The organism is Paenibacillus woosongensis, assembly GCF_009725165.1.
GTDB classification, from domain to species: domain Bacteria; phylum Bacillota; class Bacilli; order Paenibacillales; family Paenibacillaceae; genus Fontibacillus; species Fontibacillus woosongensis.
This window is the reverse complement of the sequence record NZ_WNZW01000003.1, coordinates 305,233-326,131: the sequence shown is the minus strand read 5'-3', so window position 1 is coordinate 326,131 and position 20,899 is coordinate 305,233. Positions and strand designations below refer to the sequence as shown.

At 48.3% G+C, this 20,899-nt stretch carries 19 protein-coding genes; 8 read left to right on the top strand and 11 right to left on the bottom strand.

What is annotated here, in order from left to right:
* The first annotated feature begins 140 nt into the window (after positions 1 to 140).
* From GNP95_RS12440 to GNP95_RS12425, 4 genes are all read left to right on the top strand, one after another.
* A complete protein-coding gene (locus GNP95_RS12440; protein WP_155611176.1) occupies positions 141 to 1,568 on the top strand; it encodes a PTS mannitol transporter subunit IICB in 1,428 nt (475 codons plus the stop codon).
* A gap of 75 nt (positions 1,569 to 1,643) precedes the next feature.
* Positions 1,644 to 3,710, top strand: coding sequence for a BglG family transcription antiterminator (locus GNP95_RS12435; RefSeq protein WP_155611175.1), 2,067 nt, complete (start codon positions 1,644 to 1,646; stop codon positions 3,708 to 3,710).
* 3 nt (positions 3,711 to 3,713) lie between these two features.
* Complete coding sequence (locus GNP95_RS12430) at positions 3,714 to 4,151, top strand: PTS sugar transporter subunit IIA (RefSeq protein WP_155611174.1); 438 nt, start codon at positions 3,714 to 3,716, stop codon at positions 4,149 to 4,151.
* Positions 4,148 to 5,302: a mannitol-1-phosphate 5-dehydrogenase gene (locus GNP95_RS12425; protein ID WP_155611173.1), complete on the top strand. Its 1,155-nt coding sequence runs from the start codon at positions 4,148 to 4,150 to the stop codon at positions 5,300 to 5,302. Before GNP95_RS12430 ends, GNP95_RS12425 begins: the two co-directional genes overlap by 4 nt.
* Before the next feature lie 116 nt (positions 5,303 to 5,418).
* Here GNP95_RS12425 and GNP95_RS12420 read toward each other — a convergent pair whose 3' ends face one another.
* The gene (locus GNP95_RS12420) at positions 5,419 to 6,882 is read right to left on the bottom strand and encodes a hypothetical protein (protein WP_155611172.1); all 1,464 of its coding nucleotides are present in this window, start codon (positions 6,880 to 6,882) and stop codon (positions 5,419 to 5,421) included.
* Between the two features lie 4 nt (positions 6,883 to 6,886).
* Entirely contained in the window at positions 6,887 to 7,657 is a 771-nt protein-coding gene (locus GNP95_RS12415; RefSeq protein WP_230873786.1) for an ABC transporter ATP-binding protein, read from the bottom strand.
* 287 nt (positions 7,658 to 7,944) lie between these two features.
* On the opposite strand from GNP95_RS12415, the gene GNP95_RS12410 reads away from it, so the two are divergent.
* Entirely contained in the window at positions 7,945 to 9,420 is a 1,476-nt protein-coding gene (locus tag GNP95_RS12410) for an MDR family MFS transporter (RefSeq protein ID WP_155611171.1), read from the top strand.
* A gap of 125 nt (positions 9,421 to 9,545) precedes the next feature.
* On the top strand, positions 9,546 to 9,746 hold the full coding sequence (locus GNP95_RS26735) for a GNAT family N-acetyltransferase (protein ID WP_413773743.1): 201 nt from the start codon (positions 9,546 to 9,548) through the stop codon (positions 9,744 to 9,746).
* A 138-nt stretch (positions 9,747 to 9,884) separates the two neighbouring features.
* Here GNP95_RS26735 and GNP95_RS12400 read toward each other — a convergent pair whose 3' ends face one another.
* The 7 genes from GNP95_RS12400 to GNP95_RS12370 all read right to left on the bottom strand — a co-directional run bounded on the left by GNP95_RS12400 (position 9,885) and on the right by GNP95_RS12370 (position 16,184).
* The gene (locus GNP95_RS12400) at positions 9,885 to 10,346 is read right to left on the bottom strand and encodes a PTS sugar transporter subunit IIA (protein WP_330163379.1); all 462 of its coding nucleotides are present in this window, start codon (positions 10,344 to 10,346) and stop codon (positions 9,885 to 9,887) included.
* Positions 10,347 to 10,350: 4 nt separating this feature from the next.
* Positions 10,351 to 11,727 carry a fructose-specific PTS transporter subunit EIIC gene (locus GNP95_RS12395; RefSeq protein ID WP_155611169.1) on the bottom strand — a complete coding sequence of 459 codons (1,377 nt, stop codon included), beginning with the start codon at positions 11,725 to 11,727 and terminating at the stop codon, positions 10,351 to 10,353.
* A 40-nt stretch (positions 11,728 to 11,767) separates the two neighbouring features.
* Complete coding sequence (gene pfkB / locus GNP95_RS12390; protein ID WP_155611168.1) at positions 11,768 to 12,706, bottom strand: 1-phosphofructokinase; 939 nt, start codon at positions 12,704 to 12,706, stop codon at positions 11,768 to 11,770.
* Entirely contained in the window at positions 12,703 to 13,488 is a 786-nt protein-coding gene (locus GNP95_RS12385) for a DeoR/GlpR family DNA-binding transcription regulator (protein ID WP_155611167.1), read from the bottom strand. Before GNP95_RS12385 ends, pfkB begins: the two co-directional genes overlap by 4 nt.
* A gap of 323 nt (positions 13,489 to 13,811) precedes the next feature.
* A complete protein-coding gene (locus tag GNP95_RS12380; protein ID WP_155611166.1) occupies positions 13,812 to 14,882 on the bottom strand; it encodes an LLM class flavin-dependent oxidoreductase in 1,071 nt (356 codons plus the stop codon).
* A 28-nt stretch (positions 14,883 to 14,910) separates the two neighbouring features.
* Positions 14,911 to 15,762 carry a VOC family protein gene (locus GNP95_RS12375; RefSeq protein ID WP_155611165.1) on the bottom strand — a complete coding sequence of 284 codons (852 nt, stop codon included), beginning with the start codon at positions 15,760 to 15,762 and terminating at the stop codon, positions 14,911 to 14,913.
* 14 nt (positions 15,763 to 15,776) lie between these two features.
* A complete protein-coding gene (locus tag GNP95_RS12370) occupies positions 15,777 to 16,184 on the bottom strand; it encodes a DoxX family protein (protein ID WP_155611164.1) in 408 nt (135 codons plus the stop codon).
* 188 nt (positions 16,185 to 16,372) lie between these two features.
* On the opposite strand from GNP95_RS12370, the gene GNP95_RS12365 reads away from it, so the two are divergent.
* A complete protein-coding gene (locus GNP95_RS12365; RefSeq protein WP_155611163.1) occupies positions 16,373 to 16,681 on the top strand; it encodes a winged helix-turn-helix transcriptional regulator in 309 nt (102 codons plus the stop codon).
* A gap of 119 nt (positions 16,682 to 16,800) precedes the next feature.
* On the opposite strand, the gene GNP95_RS12360 is transcribed toward GNP95_RS12365, so the two are convergent.
* Entirely contained in the window at positions 16,801 to 17,658 is an 858-nt protein-coding gene (locus GNP95_RS12360) for a VOC family protein (protein WP_155611162.1), read from the bottom strand.
* A gap of 235 nt (positions 17,659 to 17,893) precedes the next feature.
* Between GNP95_RS12360 and GNP95_RS12355 the strand changes: the two genes are divergently transcribed.
* Positions 17,894 to 19,072 (top strand): copper amine oxidase N-terminal domain-containing protein, encoded by a 1,179-nt coding sequence (locus GNP95_RS12355; protein ID WP_196427161.1) that lies wholly within the window; start codon positions 17,894 to 17,896, stop codon positions 19,070 to 19,072.
* A 52-nt stretch (positions 19,073 to 19,124) separates the two neighbouring features.
* Here GNP95_RS12355 and GNP95_RS12350 read toward each other — a convergent pair whose 3' ends face one another.
* A complete protein-coding gene (locus GNP95_RS12350; protein WP_155611160.1) occupies positions 19,125 to 20,720 on the bottom strand; it encodes an Ig-like domain-containing protein in 1,596 nt (531 codons plus the stop codon).
* Between the last annotated feature and the right edge of the window lie 179 nt (positions 20,721 to 20,899).

The following is a 20,899-nucleotide window of genomic DNA, read 5'->3' as shown; positions in this document are numbered from 1 at the left end:
ATCATGTCAACAGCCATCATGAAGCAACCTGCTTTTGATTTCATTGCTACTGAAACCGCTAACAGCTACGATAGTTATAGGATATATGAACTACACATCAACTTCAGATTCAACAAATTATTTTGTGGAGGTCAAAAAATATGGATACTGCACAATCATCTGGCTTTAAAGTTCTAGTGCAGCGGTTCGGCCGATTCCTAAGCGGAATGGTTATGCCGAACATCGGTGCATTCATTGCCTGGGGTCTGATTACAGCCCTGTTCATTCCGACAGGCTGGATCCCGAATGAAGGTCTGGCTTCGCTTGTCGGACCAATGATCACTTATCTGCTCCCGCTCCTTATCGGTTACACGGGCGGACACATGATTCACGGCGTACGCGGTGGCGTTATCGGTGCCGTCGTAACGATGGGGGTAGTTGTAGGTGCGGATATCCCGATGTTCCTCGGAGCCATGATCATGGGTCCATTAGGAGCTTGGGTCTTGAAAATGTTCGACAAATCGGTTGAAGGTAAAATCCCTGCCGGTTTCGAAATGCTGGTCAACAACTTCTCCTCCGGTATCATCGGCGGTGCGCTCGCCCTAGGAGCATTTAAAGGCGTTGGCCCAGTCGTTCAAGCGTTCAGCAACGTTCTGGCTGCGGGTGTTGAGTTTCTGATTAATACGGGCCTGCTCCCGCTGGCTAACCTGCTGATCGAGCCTGCAAAAGTATTGTTCCTGAACAATGCCATCAACCACGGAATTCTTGGCCCGCTGGCATTGGAACAGGTGTCCAAAGCAGGACAATCCATTATCTTTATGCTGGAATCTAACCCGGGGCCTGGTCTTGGTATTTTGCTAGCTTACTGGGTATTCGGCAGAGGAATGGTAAAGAACTCTGCCCCTGGTGCGGTTATCATTCACTTCTTGGGCGGTATTCATGAAATCTACTTCCCGTACATCCTGATGAATCCACGATTGATCCTTGCGGCGATCGGCGGTGGTATGGCTGGTACGTTTACCTTCTCGATTCTGGGCGCTGGTCTCGTAGCTGCACCTTCGCCAGGAAGTATTATCGCCTACATGGCGATGACGCCAAAAGGCGGATACCTAGCCATGTTCGCAGGTGTTCTGGTCGCAACCGTCGTATCGTTCCTGATCGCTTCCCTGCTGCTGAAGACTGCGAAAGACAGCGGAGAAGAAGGCGTTGACCTGGAAGAAGCACAAGCTAAGATGAAGCAAATGAAAGCTGACGCTAAAGGCACCAGCACGCCTAACGCTTCTGAAGCCAACAATGAGGTTAAATCCAAAAAGGATGTGAAGAAAATCGTCTTCTCCTGTGATGCCGGTATGGGATCCAGTGCGATGGGCGCTTCAATCCTGCGGAAGAAGGTCGACGCCGCCGGCTTGCCGATTACGGTTACCAATACAGCGATTAACGACATTCCGGCTGACGCGGATATTATCTTTACTCATAAGACACTGACAGACCGGGCACGTCTGAAAAATCCTAACGCAGAGCATATATCCATCGAAAACTTCTTGAAGAGTCCTAAATATGACGCGCTCGTCGAAAGATTGAGCAAGTAATCCCAAGCTTGGCGCTGACAGATTTTCTGTCGGCGTTAAGCTCATTTCTCTCGTGAAGGATGATGCCATATCATAATGTCAACTAGACAACGTCGGATTGTAGAGCTGCTGTTCAATCAACAGAATGAAATTACAGCTGCAGATATCGCTGCCGAGATTGGAACCAGTACGCGAACCATTCACAGGGAGCTAATTGATATTGAACCTGCCCTTGCGGCTCATGGCATTACACTTCACAAGAAGTCGGGAATCGGCATCAAAATCGAAGCAGACAGCGAGCAGATCGAATTGTTCAAACAAGAGCTGAATCTGTCCGTGCCTGCCGAATATTCTCCCGAGGAACGGAAAATCCTGATCCTGTGCAAGCTCCTGCAGTATGATGAGCCGATGAAGCTGTTCACCCTCGCTCATGAACTAAATGTGACAATGCCTACGATTAGCAGTGATTTGGACCAGCTGGAGGATCAGATCAACGAACAGCAGCTGACACTCGTCCGCAAACGCGGCTACGGGGTTGAATTAACGGGCAAGGAACAAGCGAAGCGGCAAATGATCAGCTTGCTCGCTATCAAATACTTAGATGATTCCGATTTGTTCGGACACCAAGATGATTCTAGCGATCATGCCGTCGTACATCCGCTGACCAACCAGCTTCTGAGCATGGTCGGCAAAGCGCAGTTTTTCAAGCTAGAGCGGGCACTCTGGCAAATCAACAAGCAATCCCCGATTCGTTTGTCAGAGGCGGCTTATACCCGTTTGCTGATCCGGCTATCCGTGGCTCTGACCCGAATCGAGCACGGCTGTCTTATTCGTCAGGATCAGGAGCTTGCTGCCCAACCGGGCACTTCATCCGTCAAGGACAACGGCCAGCTCGCCCGCCTCCTCCAACTGCTTGAGTTGGAGCTTCCTCAGGCCGAGGAAGCATATCTAGGCAGCTTGCTCAGGGGCGAAGCACAGCATGAGCTGGGATTGCTCGTCAACCACAACGACATGTCGCTCATCGAAACGGTAACCGAGTTGATCCGGTATATCGAGATCAAGACGCAGATTTCTTTTATCAATGACCGCTCGCTCGTCGAGGGCTTGATCCAGCATATGCACCCTGCCTTTCAAAGGATTGCCAGCGGCATTGCCATTCGCAACCCGATTCTGACACAAATCAAAAAAGATTATGACGAACTGTTCACCCTCGTCAGGCAGGGCGTCGATCAGTTCGTGCAAACCCTCCACGTCCCGGACGAGGAAATCGGTTATATCGTGATGCATTTCGGAGCGGCCATCGAGCGTTCCAAGCAATTTCCATGGAAAGTGCGGGCCGTGCTCGTCTGCACGAGCGGCATCGGCTCGTCGAAGCTATTGGCGGTTCGTATTCACAAGGAGCTGCCGCAAATCGAGCTGATCGGCCATCTGTCCTGGTATGAAGCTGTACGGCTGCCGGCGGATGATTATGATTTGATTATTTCGACCGTGAATTTGCCGCTGGCATCCGACAGGTATATTAAAATCAGCCCGCTGCTCACGGAGGATGAGGCCACAAAGCTAAGAGCTTTTATCCATGACATTACTTTAAAAAACAAAGAGCCCTCTCCCGCTGCCGACCCGGATCATGGCCCGCTCGATCGGCTGAGACAGCTGCATATCTACTCGGATATTGTGCTGCAGCTGCTGGAGAACTTCAGAGTTCACAGGATGAACCGAAGTTCCGGAGGGCCTGACCTGCAAAGCCAGCTGCTGCATATGATCTCCACGATTGAACAGCCCAGCGTATTGCTGAACAAAGAGAAGATCGTAGAGCAGCTGCTGCATCGGGAGGAGCAAGGCAGCCTGGTCATGCCCGACACGGAGATCGCCTTAATCCACACGCGAAGCGAATGGGTGCAGCAGCCGCTCATCTCCCTGTTTCGCTACGATATGCCGATTAAGCTCAACCATGAAGCCGGTGATGTTAAGCAGGTCCTGTTGATGCTGGGTCCCATGAAGCTGGACAAGGCGAGTCTCGAAGTACTGAGCGAAATCAGCGGAATGCTGCTCCTCACCGACATGGTTGCACTGCTCGAGGAAGGAAGCAAGGAAGAGATCACAGGTTTCATCTCCGGGCAACTGGAGAAATATATGATAAGAAAATTGGATTGGAGAGATTAAACCATGGCTATTCTATCTACAGACAAAGTGAAACTCAACGTGAAGGTTCAAGACAAATACGAAGCTATCCGCATGGTGGGACAAATGCTGGTGGACGCTGGCCATGCCCCGCAGGAATATATCGAGAAAATGATCGAACGCGAGGACTCCCTGTCAACCTATCTTGGCGGCGGACTCGCCATGCCGCATGGCACGAATGAAGCCAAGTCCATGATCAAATCCACGGGGATGGCTATACTTACCGCCCCGGACGGTATTGATTTCGGCGGCGATGAGCCTGCACGGCTAGTTATCGGCCTTGCAGCGATCCGCGATGATCATATGGGAATTCTGACGAACGTTGCCGTCCTCGTCTCGGACGATGATGAAATGGAACGGATCGTGAACGCGACTTCGGAAGAAGAGCTGATTTCGATTTTCGAAGAGGGGCTGAGCGAATGAAGGCCGTACATTTTGGCGCAGGCAACATCGGTCGGGGCTTTATCGGCTTATTGCTCTCGAAGTCGGGATATGAGGTGACGTTTGTTGATGTAAACGATACGCTGGTCAACCTGCTGCAGAGCAAACGGCAATATACGGTCACCTTGGCCAATGAGCAAGCCGATTCGATCGTCGTCGAGAACGTAACCGCGATTAACGGCAACAATCAAGCCCTTGTCGCCGAAGCGGTCGCGGAAGCAGATATCGTAACGACTGCCGTGGGCGTCTCCGTATTGAAGCATATCGCTGCCGCAATTGCTCAGGGAATTGAACTGAGATTGTCGCGCAGCACCCGCCCTCTTCATGTCATTGCCTGCGAAAATGCCATCGGGGGCAGTACGCAGCTTAAAAACCATGTCTACGACCATCTGTCCGCACCCGCAAAAGAGCAGGCCGATCGGTCGATCGATTTCCCCGATGCCGCCGTGGATCGGATCGTACCGCTGCAGCAGCATGAGGACCCGCTGCTCGTCACGGTTGAGCCTTTCTACGAATGGACGGTGGACCGGTCGGCCATGCGAGGGGAATTCCAGGAGATCGCCGGGGTTCATTATGTAGACCGATTGCTGCCTTATATCGAGCGCAAGCTTTTCACCGTGAATACCGGGCACTGTATCGCTGCCTATCATGGTTATCTGAACGGTTACGAGACCATTCAGGAAGCGATGAAAGATCCCGCAGTCGTCGGCGAGGTTAGAGGAGCCTTGCAGGAATCGGGTGCGATGCTTGTAAGGACGTATTCGTTCGACGAGGCCTCTCACAAGCAGTATATCGAGCAAATTCTCGAACGCTTCATCAATCCTTATTTAACCGATGAGATTGCGCGCGTAGGCCGTTCCCCGATTCGGAAAATTTCTCCGAACGATCGGCTCGTCAGACCGGCACGGCTCGCTCACGAACTGGGGATCCCTGTCCCCCATCTGACAAAAGCGGTTGCCGCGGCTCTGCTATTCGACGAGAGCAGCGATCCGGAATCCGCCGAGCTGCAGGCCTATGTGCGCGAGCACGGGGTTCATGCGGCCATTGAGAAATACACGGAGCTGCCGCAGGAACACGCGCTGCATGCCCAAATTGCCGATGAATATGCGAAGCTTAAAGAACATCGATCTTGATTAGCAACGCCGATTATTGAAAATTTTGAATAATATCACTTTATCTGAAAAGAAGCCGTTTGAACTGCAGTGGCTGTTGTATAGCCTACAGTCTATCGGCTTCTTTTTTCGGCAAGCTATCGATATTCACTGGCACGCACTCCTAAACCAAACATGGCGAGACATGGCAAGAAAAGCAACACAGCAAAGAGAAAATGCAGATGGAACCAATATAGTGCAACAGCGATAAGCGTATAAATTAGGCCAGCAAAGCTGGACAATACAGGGATCGGACTTTGCGGCACCTGCTCCAGCATCCCGTTGGAATCTTCCTCTTTGATGATCATCCTGACTGCCTGCCCTCCCTTTCGATCAAAGGAAGCAATCCCCAATTGCAGTAAAATAGCGCCCATCGTGATGGATACGCACCATACCAGCGTTTGTAATATCACTAATCCATCGATCTGCAAAAACAGAGCTACCACAGGGTACCCGATCAATACGGGAACTACAACCAGCAAAATCGAAGTTATAAATTTTGCCGTGAAAATATGCCTGCCCTTGGTTCCGCTCATAAAATAAATAAGATAGCTTTGCTTTTCTTGCTGATATAGCGCAGACACAATCTCACCAAACGCCAGCATGGTATAGAGAACGACAAATCCAAATACATAAGCAGGGGCGTTCTGCCCGGTAAGGAAAGAATCAAACAGTCCGATTTTTGTGAGAACAACAGCCACAATCATTCCAATCAGCCATAAACCTACTCTCACTAATGTAATTTTATTTTTAATAATTAAAATCCAATCCTTGATCATAACTGCATTTTGCGGAGTTGAGATCAGATGGGAAATCCCGCTATCTTTGTTCTGGATCCGTTTATCATTCTCTACAAGCCGAAGCCAGCCTTCATAATACAGCTCCCCCATTCTCCCTGTGAGAAAAAGCAATACAATTATACCTGCACCGCAGACCGCAGCAACCGGATACATGATCTGTTCAAATTGGCTCCAAAAAACAAAGGATACCGACTCTAGCGAAACTAGCACCCATACGATAAAGCCGAACAACGCCAAATAACCAATCGTCGCTATGCCGACAAATCCCTTTACGACGGCCGGAATATAATACATGGTAATAATCATCAGATAGCGGCAGACCAGATCGACGGTCATCTCGGCTGCAAATCCAATGACAAACAACAATAACCCTGTCGTCAATTTATCGGCCATGCCCAGGCCGCTTGTCAACGGAATTGTCAGGATTAAAGCTGCCCATAAATATAAAGGCACCCGGGATAGCCATTGTCCTATTATGAGCTGAAGGTTAGAGATACCCGACGAATGAAACAGCATCAAATTTTTTTGCATGTACATTTGCGAAGGCAGATCATTCATAGCACGGAGCAAGCCGACAAGCAGAGTTTCAGCGGCAATAAAGAGAATTTTTTTAGATAAATCGGCTTCCATGAAGATATTCCCAAATTTCTCTGAAAAGTAAATGGGAATCGCTATTCCTAGCAATAGAATCCAGATTAGCAATTTAGCCCGGCTGTGGTATAAATACTGATTCAGGAACGGGCGATTATAATAATAGATCATCGATTTAATTGTTGAGGGTAACAGGTTTTTCACCCCTCTCTATTATAGATAGAAAGATCTCCTCCAGCTTGCTCCCCGCTTCCAAGCCCCGGCTCTGACGCAGCTCCTCCATCGTCCCCATGGCCTGGATCTTCCCGGCGTCCAGAATAGCAATCGTGTCAGCCATCTCCTCCACAACATCAAGAATATGCGTCGTAAGAAACACGGTAACGCCATTCTTCTTTGCTGAACGATAGATTCGATCCTTGACCTCCCGAGCGGCCAAAGGATCTAGACCATTGGTTACTTCATCCAGGAATAGAACCTCTGGGTTGTGAATGAGTCCGCACGCAATAGCGGTTTTCCTTTTCATCCCTAAGGAATAAGCCTTGATTAACTTATCCGCACTCTCCAGCAAGCCGAACTGAATTAGCAACTCCTCCGTCCTATGATGGATCTCTTCCCTGCCAAGTCCGTACAAGCCACCGACAAATCGCAGCATCTCCCGGCCTGTCAAGCCTTCATGCAGTAGGGGGACATCAGGTACATACCCTGTAATTTTCCGAATGCTTTTATCCTTCCACATGTCAATCCCTTTAATCAAAATACTGCCTGAGGATGGCTTTAGCTGGCCTGTCATCATTTTCATTGTTGTTGTTTTCCCGGCTCCATTACTTCCAAGGAATGCAAAGATTTCTCCCTGGGGAACGGAGATCGATAGATTGTCTACAGCAAGATGCTTATCATAAAATCGGGTAAGGCCTTTCAGCTCAATCATATGGAGCATTTCGTTCATCTAGCATTCACATTCCTTTCATATGACTAGAATTGAGTATCAATGAACAATTTAAAGCCAGTTTATTATACAGTAATTAGAATCATATGTTAAATTTGTAATTGTTATATTCTACTGCATCTTATCTGAATTCACTTTTATACATATAGCTGACCAGCCTGTGCAAATGCTCCCGTTCATGAAAAATTGATTATAATTAAAAATTACAATTTAAATCGATAAAATTTTACATTAATCTGTTACAATAAACACGGATCAAAATAAAAAAATAAGGATAGGGATGAGACTTGAATTCTACTTCTACTACTCAGCAACAAGATTTACAAAACATCAAGAAGCTGCCGATATTGATCTCGCTCATCATCGGGGCCTTCTTCTCCATTCTGAATGAAACACTGCTCAATATTGCTCTGCCAAAGCTTGAAGTGGCGCTGGAGGTTTCTGCTTCTACGCTGCAATGGCTCGCTACGGGCTATATGCTGGTCGTCGGCGTGCTCATTCCTGTATCAGCGCTGCTTGTTCAATGGTTTACAACGCGGCAGATGTTCCTGGGCGCTATGGTGCTGTTTACGGTAGGGACGTTTCTCTGCGGAATCGCCCCGAATTTTGAAATACTGTTGATCGGTCGTATACTTCAAGCAAGCGGAGCAGGCTTGATGCTGCCCGTCATGATGAACACAATTCTCGTGCTGTATCCGCCGGAGACGCGCGGTGCAGCTATGGGCACGATCGGACTCGTGATCATGTTTGCTCCAGCGATCGGCCCCACTCTTTCGGGCTTGATTCTGCAGTTTGCCGATTGGCGCTGGCTGTTCTTCCTGGTGCTTCCTTTTGCAATCGGCTCGATCGTAGTCTCGTTCATTTTCTTGAAAAATGTCACCACCGTCACCAAACCAAAAGTCGACGTACTGTCGATTCTGCTGTCGACGCTCGGGTTTGGCGGTATCGTATTCGGCTTCAGCAGTGCGGGCAAAGCCGATTCGACCTGGGCCAGCACAGAAGTGTTCGTCCCATTAATCATTGGCGGCGTCTCATTGCTTCTATTCGTCATCCGGCAGCTAAGGTCGAAGGAACCTATGCTCGATTTCCGCGTTTTTAAATTCTCGATGTTTACGCTCACGACGATTATGCTCATCATCGCAATGATGACGATGTTCTCGACGATGCTGCTGCTCCCCTTCCTGATGCAAGGGGTGTTCCTGATGACGACCTTCGCAGCCGGGCTGGTCCTTCTTCCCGGAGGATTGCTCAACGGACTGATTTCACCGGTTACCGGCAAGCTGTTCGATAAGTTCGGCCCGCGTGCGCTCGTTATTCCGGGCAGCACGCTGCTGGTCATCATCATGTGGCTGTTTACGCGAATCGATTTGCAGACAACTACGACGATTCTGATCCTGCTGCATGTTCTGCTGATGGTCGCCATCGCGATGATTATGATGCCGATGCAAACCAATGGGCTAAACCAGCTGCCGCAGCGGATGTATCCGCACGGGACAGCAGTTTTGAATACCTTGCAGCAAATTGCCGGAGCCATCGGCGTGGCGTTGTTCATCAGTATCATGACGTCAGGACAGCAATCTTATTTCATGTCGTTGACGGCGGAGCCAACACCTGCGCAAATCGCGGAGGGTTTGCTGTCTGGAATTCATAGAGCTTTTGTAATCGGCTTGGTATTCGCGATTATCGCTTTAGTTCTATCGCTATTCACGAAGCGGACGAAAGCTCCTGAAGAGCAGTTCGCAGCCAGCAACAGTCCGTCATAAAGGGCTCTAAAAAAAAGGACGATTCCCTCTGCTCTTTTGAGCCGGAATCGTCCTTTTTTGGGTACACTTTTTTTTAGAAGAGATTCTAGTCGGATTTCTCGTATTTTGTAAGAATCCAGACATGGATGATAACTGTTGGATTAAATGACGACAAGCATCAAGGCAAAGGTTATGGAAAAGCAGCCATGGAAGCCTTGATTCAGTTTATGAGTGTTTCAAATTGTACAAGAATAATGATTGGACATCGACCAGATAATCAAATTGCGGGAAATACGTCTACTTCAAATCAGTTAACATATTACATGGACTGCCGGCAGTCTTTATAATGTATTTCAGATCATTTAGTTCAAATAGCAACAATATTTTAGAAAAAAGCCTTTTATTTAAGTATGCGCCTGCATAAAAGCGATAGTTTACCATTACTGTATAGCGGTTCAAGCGGCCGTTTAAGAAATGGTTGATCCTTAAATCGTTTCTAAAAGCTTGAGCAACTGCCCACGGTCGGAAACGGACAAAAGCTGGCTTCTGAAATCATCGTCCATCAGTTTCCGGGAAAGCGCGACAAGAATTTGCAAATGCTCGTTCCCCTTCGCTTCCTCCGGTACGGCAATCATGAAGACAATCGAGACGGGCTGACCGTCGATTGAGCTCCAATCCAGCGGATTCGCGAGCTTAGCGAAGGCTAGAGCCGGTTCTTTCACGCCGGACGACTTGCCATGGGGAATGGCTACCTTAAAACCGATTCCCGTAGAGCTCATTTCCTCTCGGTTCATTACCGCTTCTAAATAAGCAGATTTATCGGCAACCGCTCCGGATTGTTCTAGGGCATCGATCATCGCGTGAATGCAATCCTCCCTGCTTGCTGCATTTAATGGCATCAAAATAGCATGCTCGTTCAGGAGTTCAATAATTTTCAAGTTGTTCACCCACCTAGTTGTTAATTACAGGTTTCTTCAAAACGGATAGTATTAAGGCTGTTACGACGGTTCCGATCGCAATCGCCAGTGCATACAGACCTACTTGCGTTACGGCATTTGGAATCGCCAAGACGAAAATTCCGCCATGGGGCGCTTGCAGCGTAGCTCCAAACAGCATGGACAAGGCTCCGGTTACCGCCGAACCAGCCATAATGGAAGGAATTACGCGGAATGGATCGCCAGCTGCAAACGGAATCGCACCCTCGGTAATGAATGAAATGCCCAGTACGGCGGCTGACTTGCCCGCATTTCTCTCATCAAGCGTAAATTTCTTCGGCGCGATGATGGTAGCCAGCCACAATCCGAGCGGCGGGGTCATTCCCGCGGCCATCACCGCGGCCATCGGACCATAGACGCTGCTGGCCAAAAGGCCAACCGCAAAAGTATAAGCAGCTTTATTCACCGGACCGCCCATATCGAAAGCCATCATAGCGCCGAGCAGCAGCCCGAGCAGCACCGCATTGGTAGAGCCGATCGTATTTAGCCAGTTCGTCAATCCGTCCATCGTGAACTTGACCGGCTCTCCGATGACGTAGATCATGAGCAATCCGGTAATGCCTGTTGCCAGAAGCGGAATAATCAGGATCGGCTTAAGGCCTTCCAGGTTGCGCGGCAGCTTGATCCAATCTTTTAGCCATTTGGCCAAGTAACCTGCCAGAAAACCGGCAGCAATCCCGCCGATGAATCCCGCGCCGATTTGCGAGGCCAGCATCCCACCGACAAGGCCTGGGGCCAGGCCCGGCTTCTCGGCGATCGAGAATGCGATAAATCCGGCAAGGATGGGCACCATCAGAGCGAAGGCTGCTCCTCCGCCAATGTCCATAAGCGCTGCGGCGAGTGTCCCCTTCTCATTAAATGCTTCAATACCAAAGATAAATGAAATCGCTATCAATAATCCGCCAGCAACGACGAGCGGAAGCATCGCCGATACCCCTGTCATCAGATGTTTGTATGGCCCTTTGCGCGAAGCACCGCGCTCTGTTTTTGCTTGATTGATCTGTTTCAAGTAATCATCGGCAGGTGCCGCCTTCATCGCCAGGGCCTGATCGAGCAATCCGGCAGGGTCTTTCAACGCTTGGGCCACGCCCACCTTCACCACAGGCTTACCCGCAAACCGGGATTCAAGGACATCGGTATCCGCAGCGAGAATCACCGCATGAGCCTCGGCAATATCCTGCTCCGTCAGTTCGTTCTCGACTCCAATTGCACCGCGCGTCTCCACCTTAAGCTCGATGTTTTTCGCTTTCGCCGCCTTGATGAGCGACTCCGCGGCCATATACGTATGAGCTACTCCCGTGGGACATGCCGTTACAGCTATGATTTTACTCATTGTTCATTCTCCTCCTCATCATGATGAACTTCCCGCCCGGTTACATCATTGGTTCGATCTCGATCCGGTCAAGCGATTCCTCCACTTGATCCATCGTACAGACATCGGTTCCTGATTTTGATGCGGTGACCGTACCCGCAGCTGAGGTCCAACGTGCCATCTCCGCGGTTGTCTTGCTGTCAAGCAGACAGTATGCCATCGCAGCGACCATCGAATCCCCCGCCCCAACCGTGCTAAGCGGTGTAATCGGGAATGGCCTTGCGCGATACGCTTCCTCTTTCGTAACCAGAATCGAGCCCCCGCCTCCCATGGATACCAAGACATAAGACATGCCTTTGCTAACCAAACCTCTTGCTGCTGATACAATTTGTTCCTCGCTTGTGAATTTCGTTCCAAATAGCGTCTCTAACTCATGAATGTTGGGCTTCAGGGCAAAAGGCACGGCTTCGATTCCGCGGGCCAGAGCCTCTCCGTCAGCATCCAAAATCGTTCGCACCCCCTTGCGATTTGCAATTTCGATCAGACGACGATAGTAATCTGCAGGCGTTCCCGGAGGCAAGCTTCCTCCGAGGACGACGATAGCCGCTTCGTCCAGTCCGGCTTCATAACAGGCAAGGAACTGTTCCAAAAGCTCTCGGCTAGGTATGCTGCCTGCTTCGTTAAGTTCGGTCGTTTGCTTTGTATGTTCATCGACGACCTTCAGATTCGTACGAGTTTCTCCCTCAGCCTCGATGAACCGAGACGGTATTCCCTGTTCACTCAGCTTATCTAAGATGATTTTTCCTTGATGCCCTCCCTGGATCCCCCATGCGATGACAGGAACCGAGAAGCTATGTAAAACTTTGGCGACATTGATGCCCTTGCCCCCGGCATCCGTGCGCATCGTCTTGATCCGGTTCAATTCGCCCGGCGCGAAGTGTTCCACTGTTACAGTCTTGTCTACTGCCGGATTTAAAGTTACCGTATGAATTGTCTTCATCTTGATGTTCTCCCCGCTATAGTGACTTTGATCCCTTCCGCTTCCATCTCGCCGATTGCCTGATCTGATATTGCTTCATCGACGATACAGTGATGAACTTCCGACAAATCTGCAACCTTCGCAAATGAAATTTGACCGAATTTGCTATGGTCAGCCACTAAAATAATTTGCTTGGCAGCCTGAATCATGCAGCGCTTCGTTTCCGCTTCCGTCAAATTCGGCGTAGTCAGGCCGGCGTCCGTATCTACGCCATTAATCGCCAGAAACAATTTATTTACGCGAATGGCTCCAATGGAACGATTCGCTAGCGGTCCGACCATCGCTTGGGTTTCATGACGCAGCGTACCTCCGGTAAGCAGGATCTGAATATGCTTCGCCTGCTTTAGCACCTCTGCGACCATATTCGAGTTCGTAACCACGGTCAGCTCCTGAAAGTCTTTCAGATATTGAGCCAAATAATACGTTGTCGTACCCGAATCGAGAAAGATCGTATCCCCCTCCTCGATGAAGGCTAATGCGCTGCGGGCGATCTCTTCCTTTTGTGACCGGTAGCGGTCTTCTTTCTCGATGAAGGTTGGTTCCACGCTATCCTGCTCAATGGCTACCGCGCCACCATGCGTTCTGCGCAGCTGTCTCGCTTCTTCCAAGTCCCTTAAATCCCGGCGTACGGTCGATTCGGATACGTTGAACTGTACAGCCAGTTCCGGAACCAATGCCCGGCCACGGCTTTGCACATATTGCGCAATTTCCCGTTTGCGTTCTTCTTCAAAAAGGGTTGTCATTGTTCTAACCTCATTTCTAGTACGGTTTCTATCTTTATAATATATATCATAAACTTAGAAAATCGCGCTCATACATGATCGTTTGCTGCTGTTTATGATTATATGTGATCATTTATATTTTGTAAAGCGTTTTCAACTAAATTACTGGCACAAATATGAGTATGTATAATCATAAATAGTCAAATATGAGCATGTGTTGTTTAAAATACCTTGTTATACAAAAAAGCCCCTTGTCAGCCAATGTAGAGGCTAACAAAGAGGCAGAGCCAAATTGCATAATTCTTCAATCTTATTCATGTTCCTCGGTTACTACCGTAAACCGATTATTTACTCGTTGCTTTGCGGACAACGGGAATTATTTCTGCAGCGATGAGCTCAATGCCTGAAGCAACTTTATGGAACGGTAAGCCGCCGATGTCAATCTGGGCAATGAAACGTTGATGTCCAAAAAGCTCGTATTGACGCAGGATTTTCTCTGCAATTTGCTGTGGACTACCCACAAACAGGGCCGTATTCGGACCTGTCATCTGTTCATAATCAGCCCGCGTCATTCTAAACGCCATTCCTCGCTGGCGGTTCACATACGACCAATAATTTGAGTAATAAGGATAGAATTCATCCTTGGCTTGCTGGGTAGTCTTCGAGACGTACCCGTGACCCGTCACGCCTAACTTAAGGGCTTCAAAATTATGCCCAGCCTCTATCCCCGCGCTATGGTATGCTGCGACCAGCGGCATAAATCGTTCCGGATCACCGCCAAGCATTGCTATAGCCATTGGAACGCCTAACCGGCCTGCGCGAGCTGCGCTATCCAGCGTCCCCCCGACACCAACCCAGATGGGCAGCTGCTTCTGTACAGGCCGAGGGGAAATTTCGGCACTCCTTAGAGGGGGACGAAATCGACCGCTCCAAGTTATATTTTCATGCTTGTTAAGTTCTAAAAATAATTCCAGATGTTCTGAAAACAGTTCGTCATAATCGCTTGTGTCATAACCAAATAGAGGGAAAGACTCCACAAATGCCCCTCGACCAGCAATGACCTCGGCCCGGCCGCCCGAAACTAGATCCAACGTAGCAAAGTCCTCAAACAGACGAACGGGATCTGCCGTGCTAAGCACTGTGGTTGCGCTTGTCACTTTGATTCGTTTAGTGACTTGAGCGATGGCAGCCAAAATTACCGGAGGAGCGGATACAGCATAGTCCAGCCGATGATGCTCACCCACTCCAAAAACGTCAAATCCGGCCTCATCCGCAAGCTTTGCCGCTGCGATGATATCCTTAATCCTTTGCTGTGCACTAACCCTTGTTCCGGTAAGAGGATCGGGACCTATATCTGCAAGCGTATAAAGTCCCACTTCGATACCTGAATTTAAAGACCGTTCTCCCTCTTTCATGACACTCCTCCTATAAAGCTGTTTAGGATCAGACCAGCATTAGAATACTATTCCCCGATGGATCGGCTGTAGCGAATGCCCCACTCTCCTCCGTAACGGAGGCACCTATATTTTTTAAATTCGCGATGACTTGCTCTCGCGCTGCAGCATTGGGATACATTAATGTAAATGATTTGAGACCGGCACTGTTCTCAGCTGGACGGGGCGCACCCACACCATTCCATGTATTTAAGCCAATATGGTGATGGTATTTACCCGTAGAAATGAACATCGCTTGCACGCCATATCGGCTAACAATCTCGAATCCAAGTCCCTTAACATAAAATTCTTCCGTCCGATGCAATTCAGATACGTGCAAATGGATATGCCCCATTACCGTTTCAGCCGGCAACCCTTCCCATGCTTTGTTCTGATCTGCTCCCGATAGAAGGTCACTAAAATTCAATGGATCCACAGCCATTTCCACTTCACCTTTATTCCATACCCATTCCGAAGGAGCACGGTCTCTGTAAATTTCAATCCCGTTTCCATCCGGATCCGATAAGTAGAGAGCTTCACTGACAAGATGATCGGAAGAACCGATTCTTAGCCCAAGATGAGCGAAATGCTGAACGATGCTCGCCAAATCAGAGCGGTTAGGCAGGAGCAAAGCAAAATGGTACAAGCCCGTGGTCTTTCCTTGCATCGGCACGACGTTATCAGGTTGTTCAATGGACAGCAAAACCGTCTTTCCATCTGCGGTCAAGTTCGCCGTTTTTTCTGTTTGGTCCAGGACCTTAAAGCCGATGATTTCCTTATAAAACTTCAGCGCACGTTCTAGATGCTGAACCTTAAGATTTACTTGCCCGACATAAATATTGGGTTCGCAGTGAAAGCTCATCATACATCCCCCTTTTAATCTTTTTTCGTCCGGAAAAGAATATTGTCTAATGCTAAGAAGGATTTACTTTTCAAAGCGAGATAAACGGAAACTACAAGTAAAATCAAATCCAGCTCATATCCAGCCATTTGTCCATTGCCAAGGAAGCCTATGGCAAGTTTTACTTTAAGGATTGCAACCGCCATGATGATCGCGAATAGACCGGCGACAACTCTTGTTCCAAGCCCTAATATCATTGCAATTCCGCCTAACAATTCAACTAACGCTACAACATAGGCAGCAAAACCAGGCATCCCCAAGCTTTCGAAAAAGGCCGCAGTATTGGCAATCCCGCCTTGGAATTTGTCAAGCCCGTGTATCAAGAATGTGATGCCTAAAATCAACCTTAACAATGTCAAACCCAACTCATCTTTTCTTACCATTAACTAAACACTCCTTCATCATGATGCCAACCGAACAAACCGGAAGACGAATATTCAATTTATCAGTTGGTTACTTTATGTAAGTTATTATATTTATATAACTTGCATACGTCAAGTGTGTAATTATGTAAAAGTAATGTTGAAACTTGTAGAAAGTGATATACTAAGGATATAAGGAGGAGATTCGATTGGATAAATCAATTTGTCCGGGATTTGAACAAGCTATGAGTTTATTAAGCCAAAGATGGACTGGATTGATAATTTATCAGTTATTATCTGGCCCGCAGCGCTTTTGTAATATTGAAACGGCAATCGGAATAAGCGGCAAAGTGCTTTCAGAGAGATTAAAGGATTTAGAGAACGAGGGAATAGTCAAAAGAGAAATTTATCCGGAAACTCCTGTGCGGATTGAATATTCATTAACGGATAAAGGTTTAGCATTTGAGCCCATTTTTAATGAAATAGAACAATGGTCTCAACATTGGCTAAAGTCATAACTTTCCATATCGAATAATGGGCCGGATGAAGTCCAAGGCTACAGCTCCTCATTAATAAAACACCGAAGCTCAGGAACGTACAGCTTCCTGGTGCCTCAGTGTTTTTCGTCGGTGAGTTATTAACCTTTTACAATTAATTGTGTTTGGATTCCGAAAGGATCATTTACTGTAATGGCATTTTCTACGCGTGCGAATGCTAAGCCTGCTTCTATAATCCGGGCTTCCACCTCGGCCAGCGCCTGCTGATGAGGCAGTGTTACGGTGTAATACGCCAAGCCGGTTGCATCAGCAGCCGCAGGCGGCGCACCCGCTCCTGCCCAGGTGTTAAGCCCAATATGGTGATGGTAGCCGCCTGCGGAAATGAACAATGCAGCCGAGCCGTAATGAGCCGTAACCTCGAAGCCGAGCACATCGCAGTAGAAATGCTTAGCTTGCCGGAGATCGCCAACGTGAAAATGGACATGGCCAATTACCGTTTCAGCAGGGAGCCCCTGCCACCGCGCCTGTTCGGATATATGCAGCAGTCCCTCAATATCCACAGGATCTGTCGTCATCACATACTCCCCGTTAGCGCTGCGCTGCCAGGTTTCCCGCGGCCGATCCGCATAAATTTCTATCCCGTTATTGTCCGGATCATTCAGATATAGAGCTTCGCTTACAAGGTGATCGCCCTGACCGACTGAAACATTGTGCTTGGCCAAGTTGCGCAGCGCCAAGCCAAGCGACACTCTGTCGGGCAGTAATATTGCAAAATGATAAAGACCGGAAGAGCGGCTAGCCGATATGCGATAGCTGTCGTTTGCTTCCAGAACTACGAGCGCATGGCGCCCGTCAGTACCAAGCTCGGCCACATTGCCCTCTTGCTTCAATAACTTCAGCCCAATTACCTCTTTATAGAATGCGATTGAGCGCTCTAAGTTTTGCACCTTCAAACGAACCAGGCCAATCTCCGCCTGCGGGTGAATAATTTGTGCCATATGTAGGGCCCCTTCCGTCTAAATATATATCACGCAAAAAAACTTGTAATCACATCAGTTACAAATGCTGTAATCAGTATAGTTACAATTAAACTTTTTGTCAATAACCACCTTCAGCGTAAATACGGTTGAGGCTGGGCAGCGAAGGTTTGCATGCATGCGTGCAACTTTTTTCCAAACAAATCGTCCAAATATTCGACGCAATCATTCCAAATTCCGATGGAAGGAGAACCCCATGAATATCACAAAAAAAGCTTCATCCAAACTTGTAATGATCGGACTGGCGGCCATGTTGTCCATCGCCCCGATCGCCTTTTCCTCGGCCTCAGCAACTGCCGCAGCGGCAAGCAGCAACAATTCGAAATCGAGTATCAAACTGTTATTTAACGGCCAGGAATATTCACCTTCGTCTGCGCCACTATTTTACAAAGACTCGGTCTATTTGCCGCTTAGGGATATCGGCGAGCTGCTGGGCAGCGTCGTATTCTGGAACGCACAGGATCAGAGCGTGACGATGACCTATCCCAATCGTGTTGTGTCCATGAAACTAAATGCTTCCATTGCAACCGTTAACGGTACAACGGTGAAGCTGAATTCTCCGGTTATCGTACGCAGCGGCCGTACCTTCGTGCCCATCCGCTTCTTCTCGGAAGCGATAGGAGCTGGCGTAGAGTGGAGTGCCGCCAAGAAAACAGTTTCGTTATCCCAAAAATCGCCCTATGTTCAGGGAGCTGGCGTGAATACAAGCATATGGCTGAATAAGAACACAGGCGATTTATATTTTGCTTACCCGTTTGAAGCAAAACCGGAACACGTGGGTCAATTGAATGTCGATATTCAAGAATTCACGACGATCAGCGCCTATAGCTTGCCAAGCGCCCAGCAGAGCTATATCATTACGGTTGAAGACAATTATGGAGAACCACATGTCCATACGAATGTGTACACGGCCTTTATCAAAGACAATCAGGTCATCAGCCAGAGTAAAGCTTATTATTTCCAGCGTTATGAGAAAAATGCCGTAGTGGATCAAGATGGGAATGCGGTTCTCACCGATGGCAAGCTGCTATCAATCATTGACGCCGATGGCCAGATCATCCGGGAATATGATCTGCCTAAGCTTACCGGCAAAGACGAGAACCACTCCGTTCTAGCTGTAAGCTCATCCTATTTGCTAATCCGCCCGAATCTAAGCGGGCATCTGACATTGATCAACTTGAAGGATAACTCGGCAACCTTATTGTATCAGCAGTTGCTGAGCGGCGAAGAACTTGAATATGCCGAAATGAACGATGTCCCTTATCATGGCGATAATCTTGTCTTTTTGGGTGAGACCGGGGATGGCAGTCTGCAATTCGAGAACCGCAGCCTATATGATAACCATAGTAAAAAGTACGTATTCAAGCTGAAATAAAAGAAGAACCGGGTCTCCCCCCGGTTCTTTCTCATTATGGCATCAAGGATGATCAATATACATCAAGAATCGCTGTGTCCTCATAGCCTCTGTAAGTCACCTTCAAAGCGGTTCGCCCTATTTTTAACCCGATAATGTGACCATCCTCTATTCGAGCGACGGACGGATCACTGACTTCAAATGAACTCTCGGCCGTAATGTCTGTAAGCTTGTTGCCCTCCTGATAGTAGGCGATTATATCCAGCGGTTGGCCGATATTAACACTATATTCCGCAGAGTCCAACAGAACAGCCTTGTACGTCCTCACGACAAAGACGGTTGCTTCTGCCGACATGTTGTCAAATACCGCCCTAATCTTCGTTTGACCGAGACGATGCCCCGTCAGATTGCCATCCTCATCAATAGAAACAATAGATTCATCTTCCGAGGTATACGCAGCTTGTCCGGTGACATCGCTCTTCGCTCCGCCATACACAGCTGTCACTACCGTATCGAGTCTCTGCCCCTCGACCAGCGAGTAAGCGTTAGAGTCAAAGCTCAGGCCATCTTCCAAAGGAGCTTCCTCAGTCGCCCCTTTGAATTTCAGCAGCTTTTGACCCGCAATTACAACAGCTCCTCCGTCCGTTGTAGGAGCCAGCTTGCTTAATTCGCTCAACGCTCGCTGCCATTGCACATTTCCGTTTTCATCCGTCTTATAAATGCCTTCTGTCGTACCTACCAGATAACCGCCATCCGCTGCTTCCTCAAGGGATTTCACTTCTCCTTTAAAAGAAAGCGGGAGATACAGCTCCGTCTCGTGTGAGGCTGTATTTTTAAGGAATACAACTTCATTTGTCTCGGCATCCGTGGCAAAAATGATGTATCCTCCATCATCCGTTGCAAGCGCCGCTCCGCTAATAAGCCCCTGATATTCCTGTGTTTCCAGGATCTGACCCTCTGCATCGAGCCGCCATACGTATTGATTTCTATAGTAACCGTTATATCCTTCCACCAGGTAGCTTCCGTCCGTCAATTCAATCAATCTGTCGGAATGATATCCGAAACTCGCAAATGTATCGCCAAGCTTGGTCGACCATACCGTCTCTCCTTGATCCGTAACTTTGCCGGCGAAAGCTCTGTCATGAATATTAAACCAGCCCCCCAAATTATTGGCATATAGTATCCCTCCATCCTTTGCGAGCCGAATATCTGAAAAACCCGGAGAGGTACCGCCAGTGAGATGTATATATGCTACACTGTTACCTTCGGTATCGTATTTTTCGATAAAAAACGGGCTGTTCCGTTCCCTTCCAATTCCGACAGTGCCGCCAATTAAATATCCTCCGTCCGGTGTAGTGGTGCCAGCTCCTGGAAGATATCTTCGGCCGGGTTCGGAGTTTGCCTCATGAAATTTCTCCCAGTATAAATAACCTTCTGTGTCGGTCTTAGCTAAATACAAGTCAAAGCTTTGTTTATAAGAACCAATTAGGGAGTATCCGTCCTCCGTCTGCTTCACATCGATGAATCGAATGTCCTTACTTAAAGTCCGTTCCCACTCCAATTCGGCTTCATTGCTTGCAGCGGCAGCCCCCCCTGCCGGCAGAACAACAGCAAGAAGCATAACAGTCAGCAGCCATACAATCCATTTGCGATTAAGGCGTTTATTCATATTTCATTCCTCCAGTAGAATAGAATATTTGAATTAAGTAGAACGCCTGCTGTCTTTTTAAATGATTGATGCTCGCAGAAGCTGCAGTACAAATGAGCCCCGTATTGGCTAGTATTCTTAACGTGCTGAACTATCTTAGTTCATGCTTCTAAATTACTCCTCTCCTCCTATCCTGTTTA

Coding starts and splice junctions, on each gene's coding strand:
- GNP95_RS12440 (WP_155611176.1), top strand. CDS start 141: ATGGATACTGCACAATCATCTGGCTTTAAAGTTCTAGTGCAGCGGTTC.
- GNP95_RS12435 (WP_155611175.1), top strand. CDS start 1,644: ATGTCAACTAGACAACGTCGGATTGTAGAGCTGCTGTTCAATCAACAG.
- GNP95_RS12430 (WP_155611174.1), top strand. CDS start 3,714: ATGGCTATTCTATCTACAGACAAAGTGAAACTCAACGTGAAGGTTCAA.
- GNP95_RS12425 (WP_155611173.1), top strand. CDS start 4,148: ATGAAGGCCGTACATTTTGGCGCAGGCAACATCGGTCGGGGCTTTATC.
- GNP95_RS12420 (WP_155611172.1), bottom strand. CDS start 6,882: ATGATCTATTATTATAATCGCCCGTTCCTGAATCAGTATTTATACCAC.
- GNP95_RS12415 (WP_230873786.1), bottom strand. CDS start 7,657: ATGAACGAAATGCTCCATATGATTGAGCTGAAAGGCCTTACCCGATTT.
- GNP95_RS26735 (WP_413773743.1), top strand. CDS start 9,546: ATGATAACTGTTGGATTAAATGACGACAAGCATCAAGGCAAAGGTTAT.
- GNP95_RS12395 (WP_155611169.1), bottom strand. CDS start 11,727: ATGAGTAAAATCATAGCTGTAACGGCATGTCCCACGGGAGTAGCTCAT.
- pfkB (WP_155611168.1), bottom strand. CDS start 12,706: ATGAAGACAATTCATACGGTAACTTTAAATCCGGCAGTAGACAAGACT.
- GNP95_RS12385 (WP_155611167.1), bottom strand. CDS start 13,488: ATGACAACCCTTTTTGAAGAAGAACGCAAACGGGAAATTGCGCAATAT.
- GNP95_RS12380 (WP_155611166.1), bottom strand. CDS start 14,882: ATGAAAGAGGGAGAACGGTCTTTAAATTCAGGTATCGAAGTGGGACTT.
- GNP95_RS12375 (WP_155611165.1), bottom strand. CDS start 15,762: ATGAGCTTTCACTGCGAACCCAATATTTATGTCGGGCAAGTAAATCTT.
- GNP95_RS12370 (WP_155611164.1), bottom strand. CDS start 16,184: ATGGTAAGAAAAGATGAGTTGGGTTTGACATTGTTAAGGTTGATTTTA.
- GNP95_RS12360 (WP_155611162.1), bottom strand. CDS start 17,658: ATGGCACAAATTATTCACCCGCAGGCGGAGATTGGCCTGGTTCGTTTG.
- GNP95_RS12355 (WP_196427161.1), top strand. CDS start 17,894: ATGAATATCACAAAAAAAGCTTCATCCAAACTTGTAATGATCGGACTG.
- GNP95_RS12350 (WP_155611160.1), bottom strand. CDS start 20,720: ATGAATAAACGCCTTAATCGCAAATGGATTGTATGGCTGCTGACTGTT.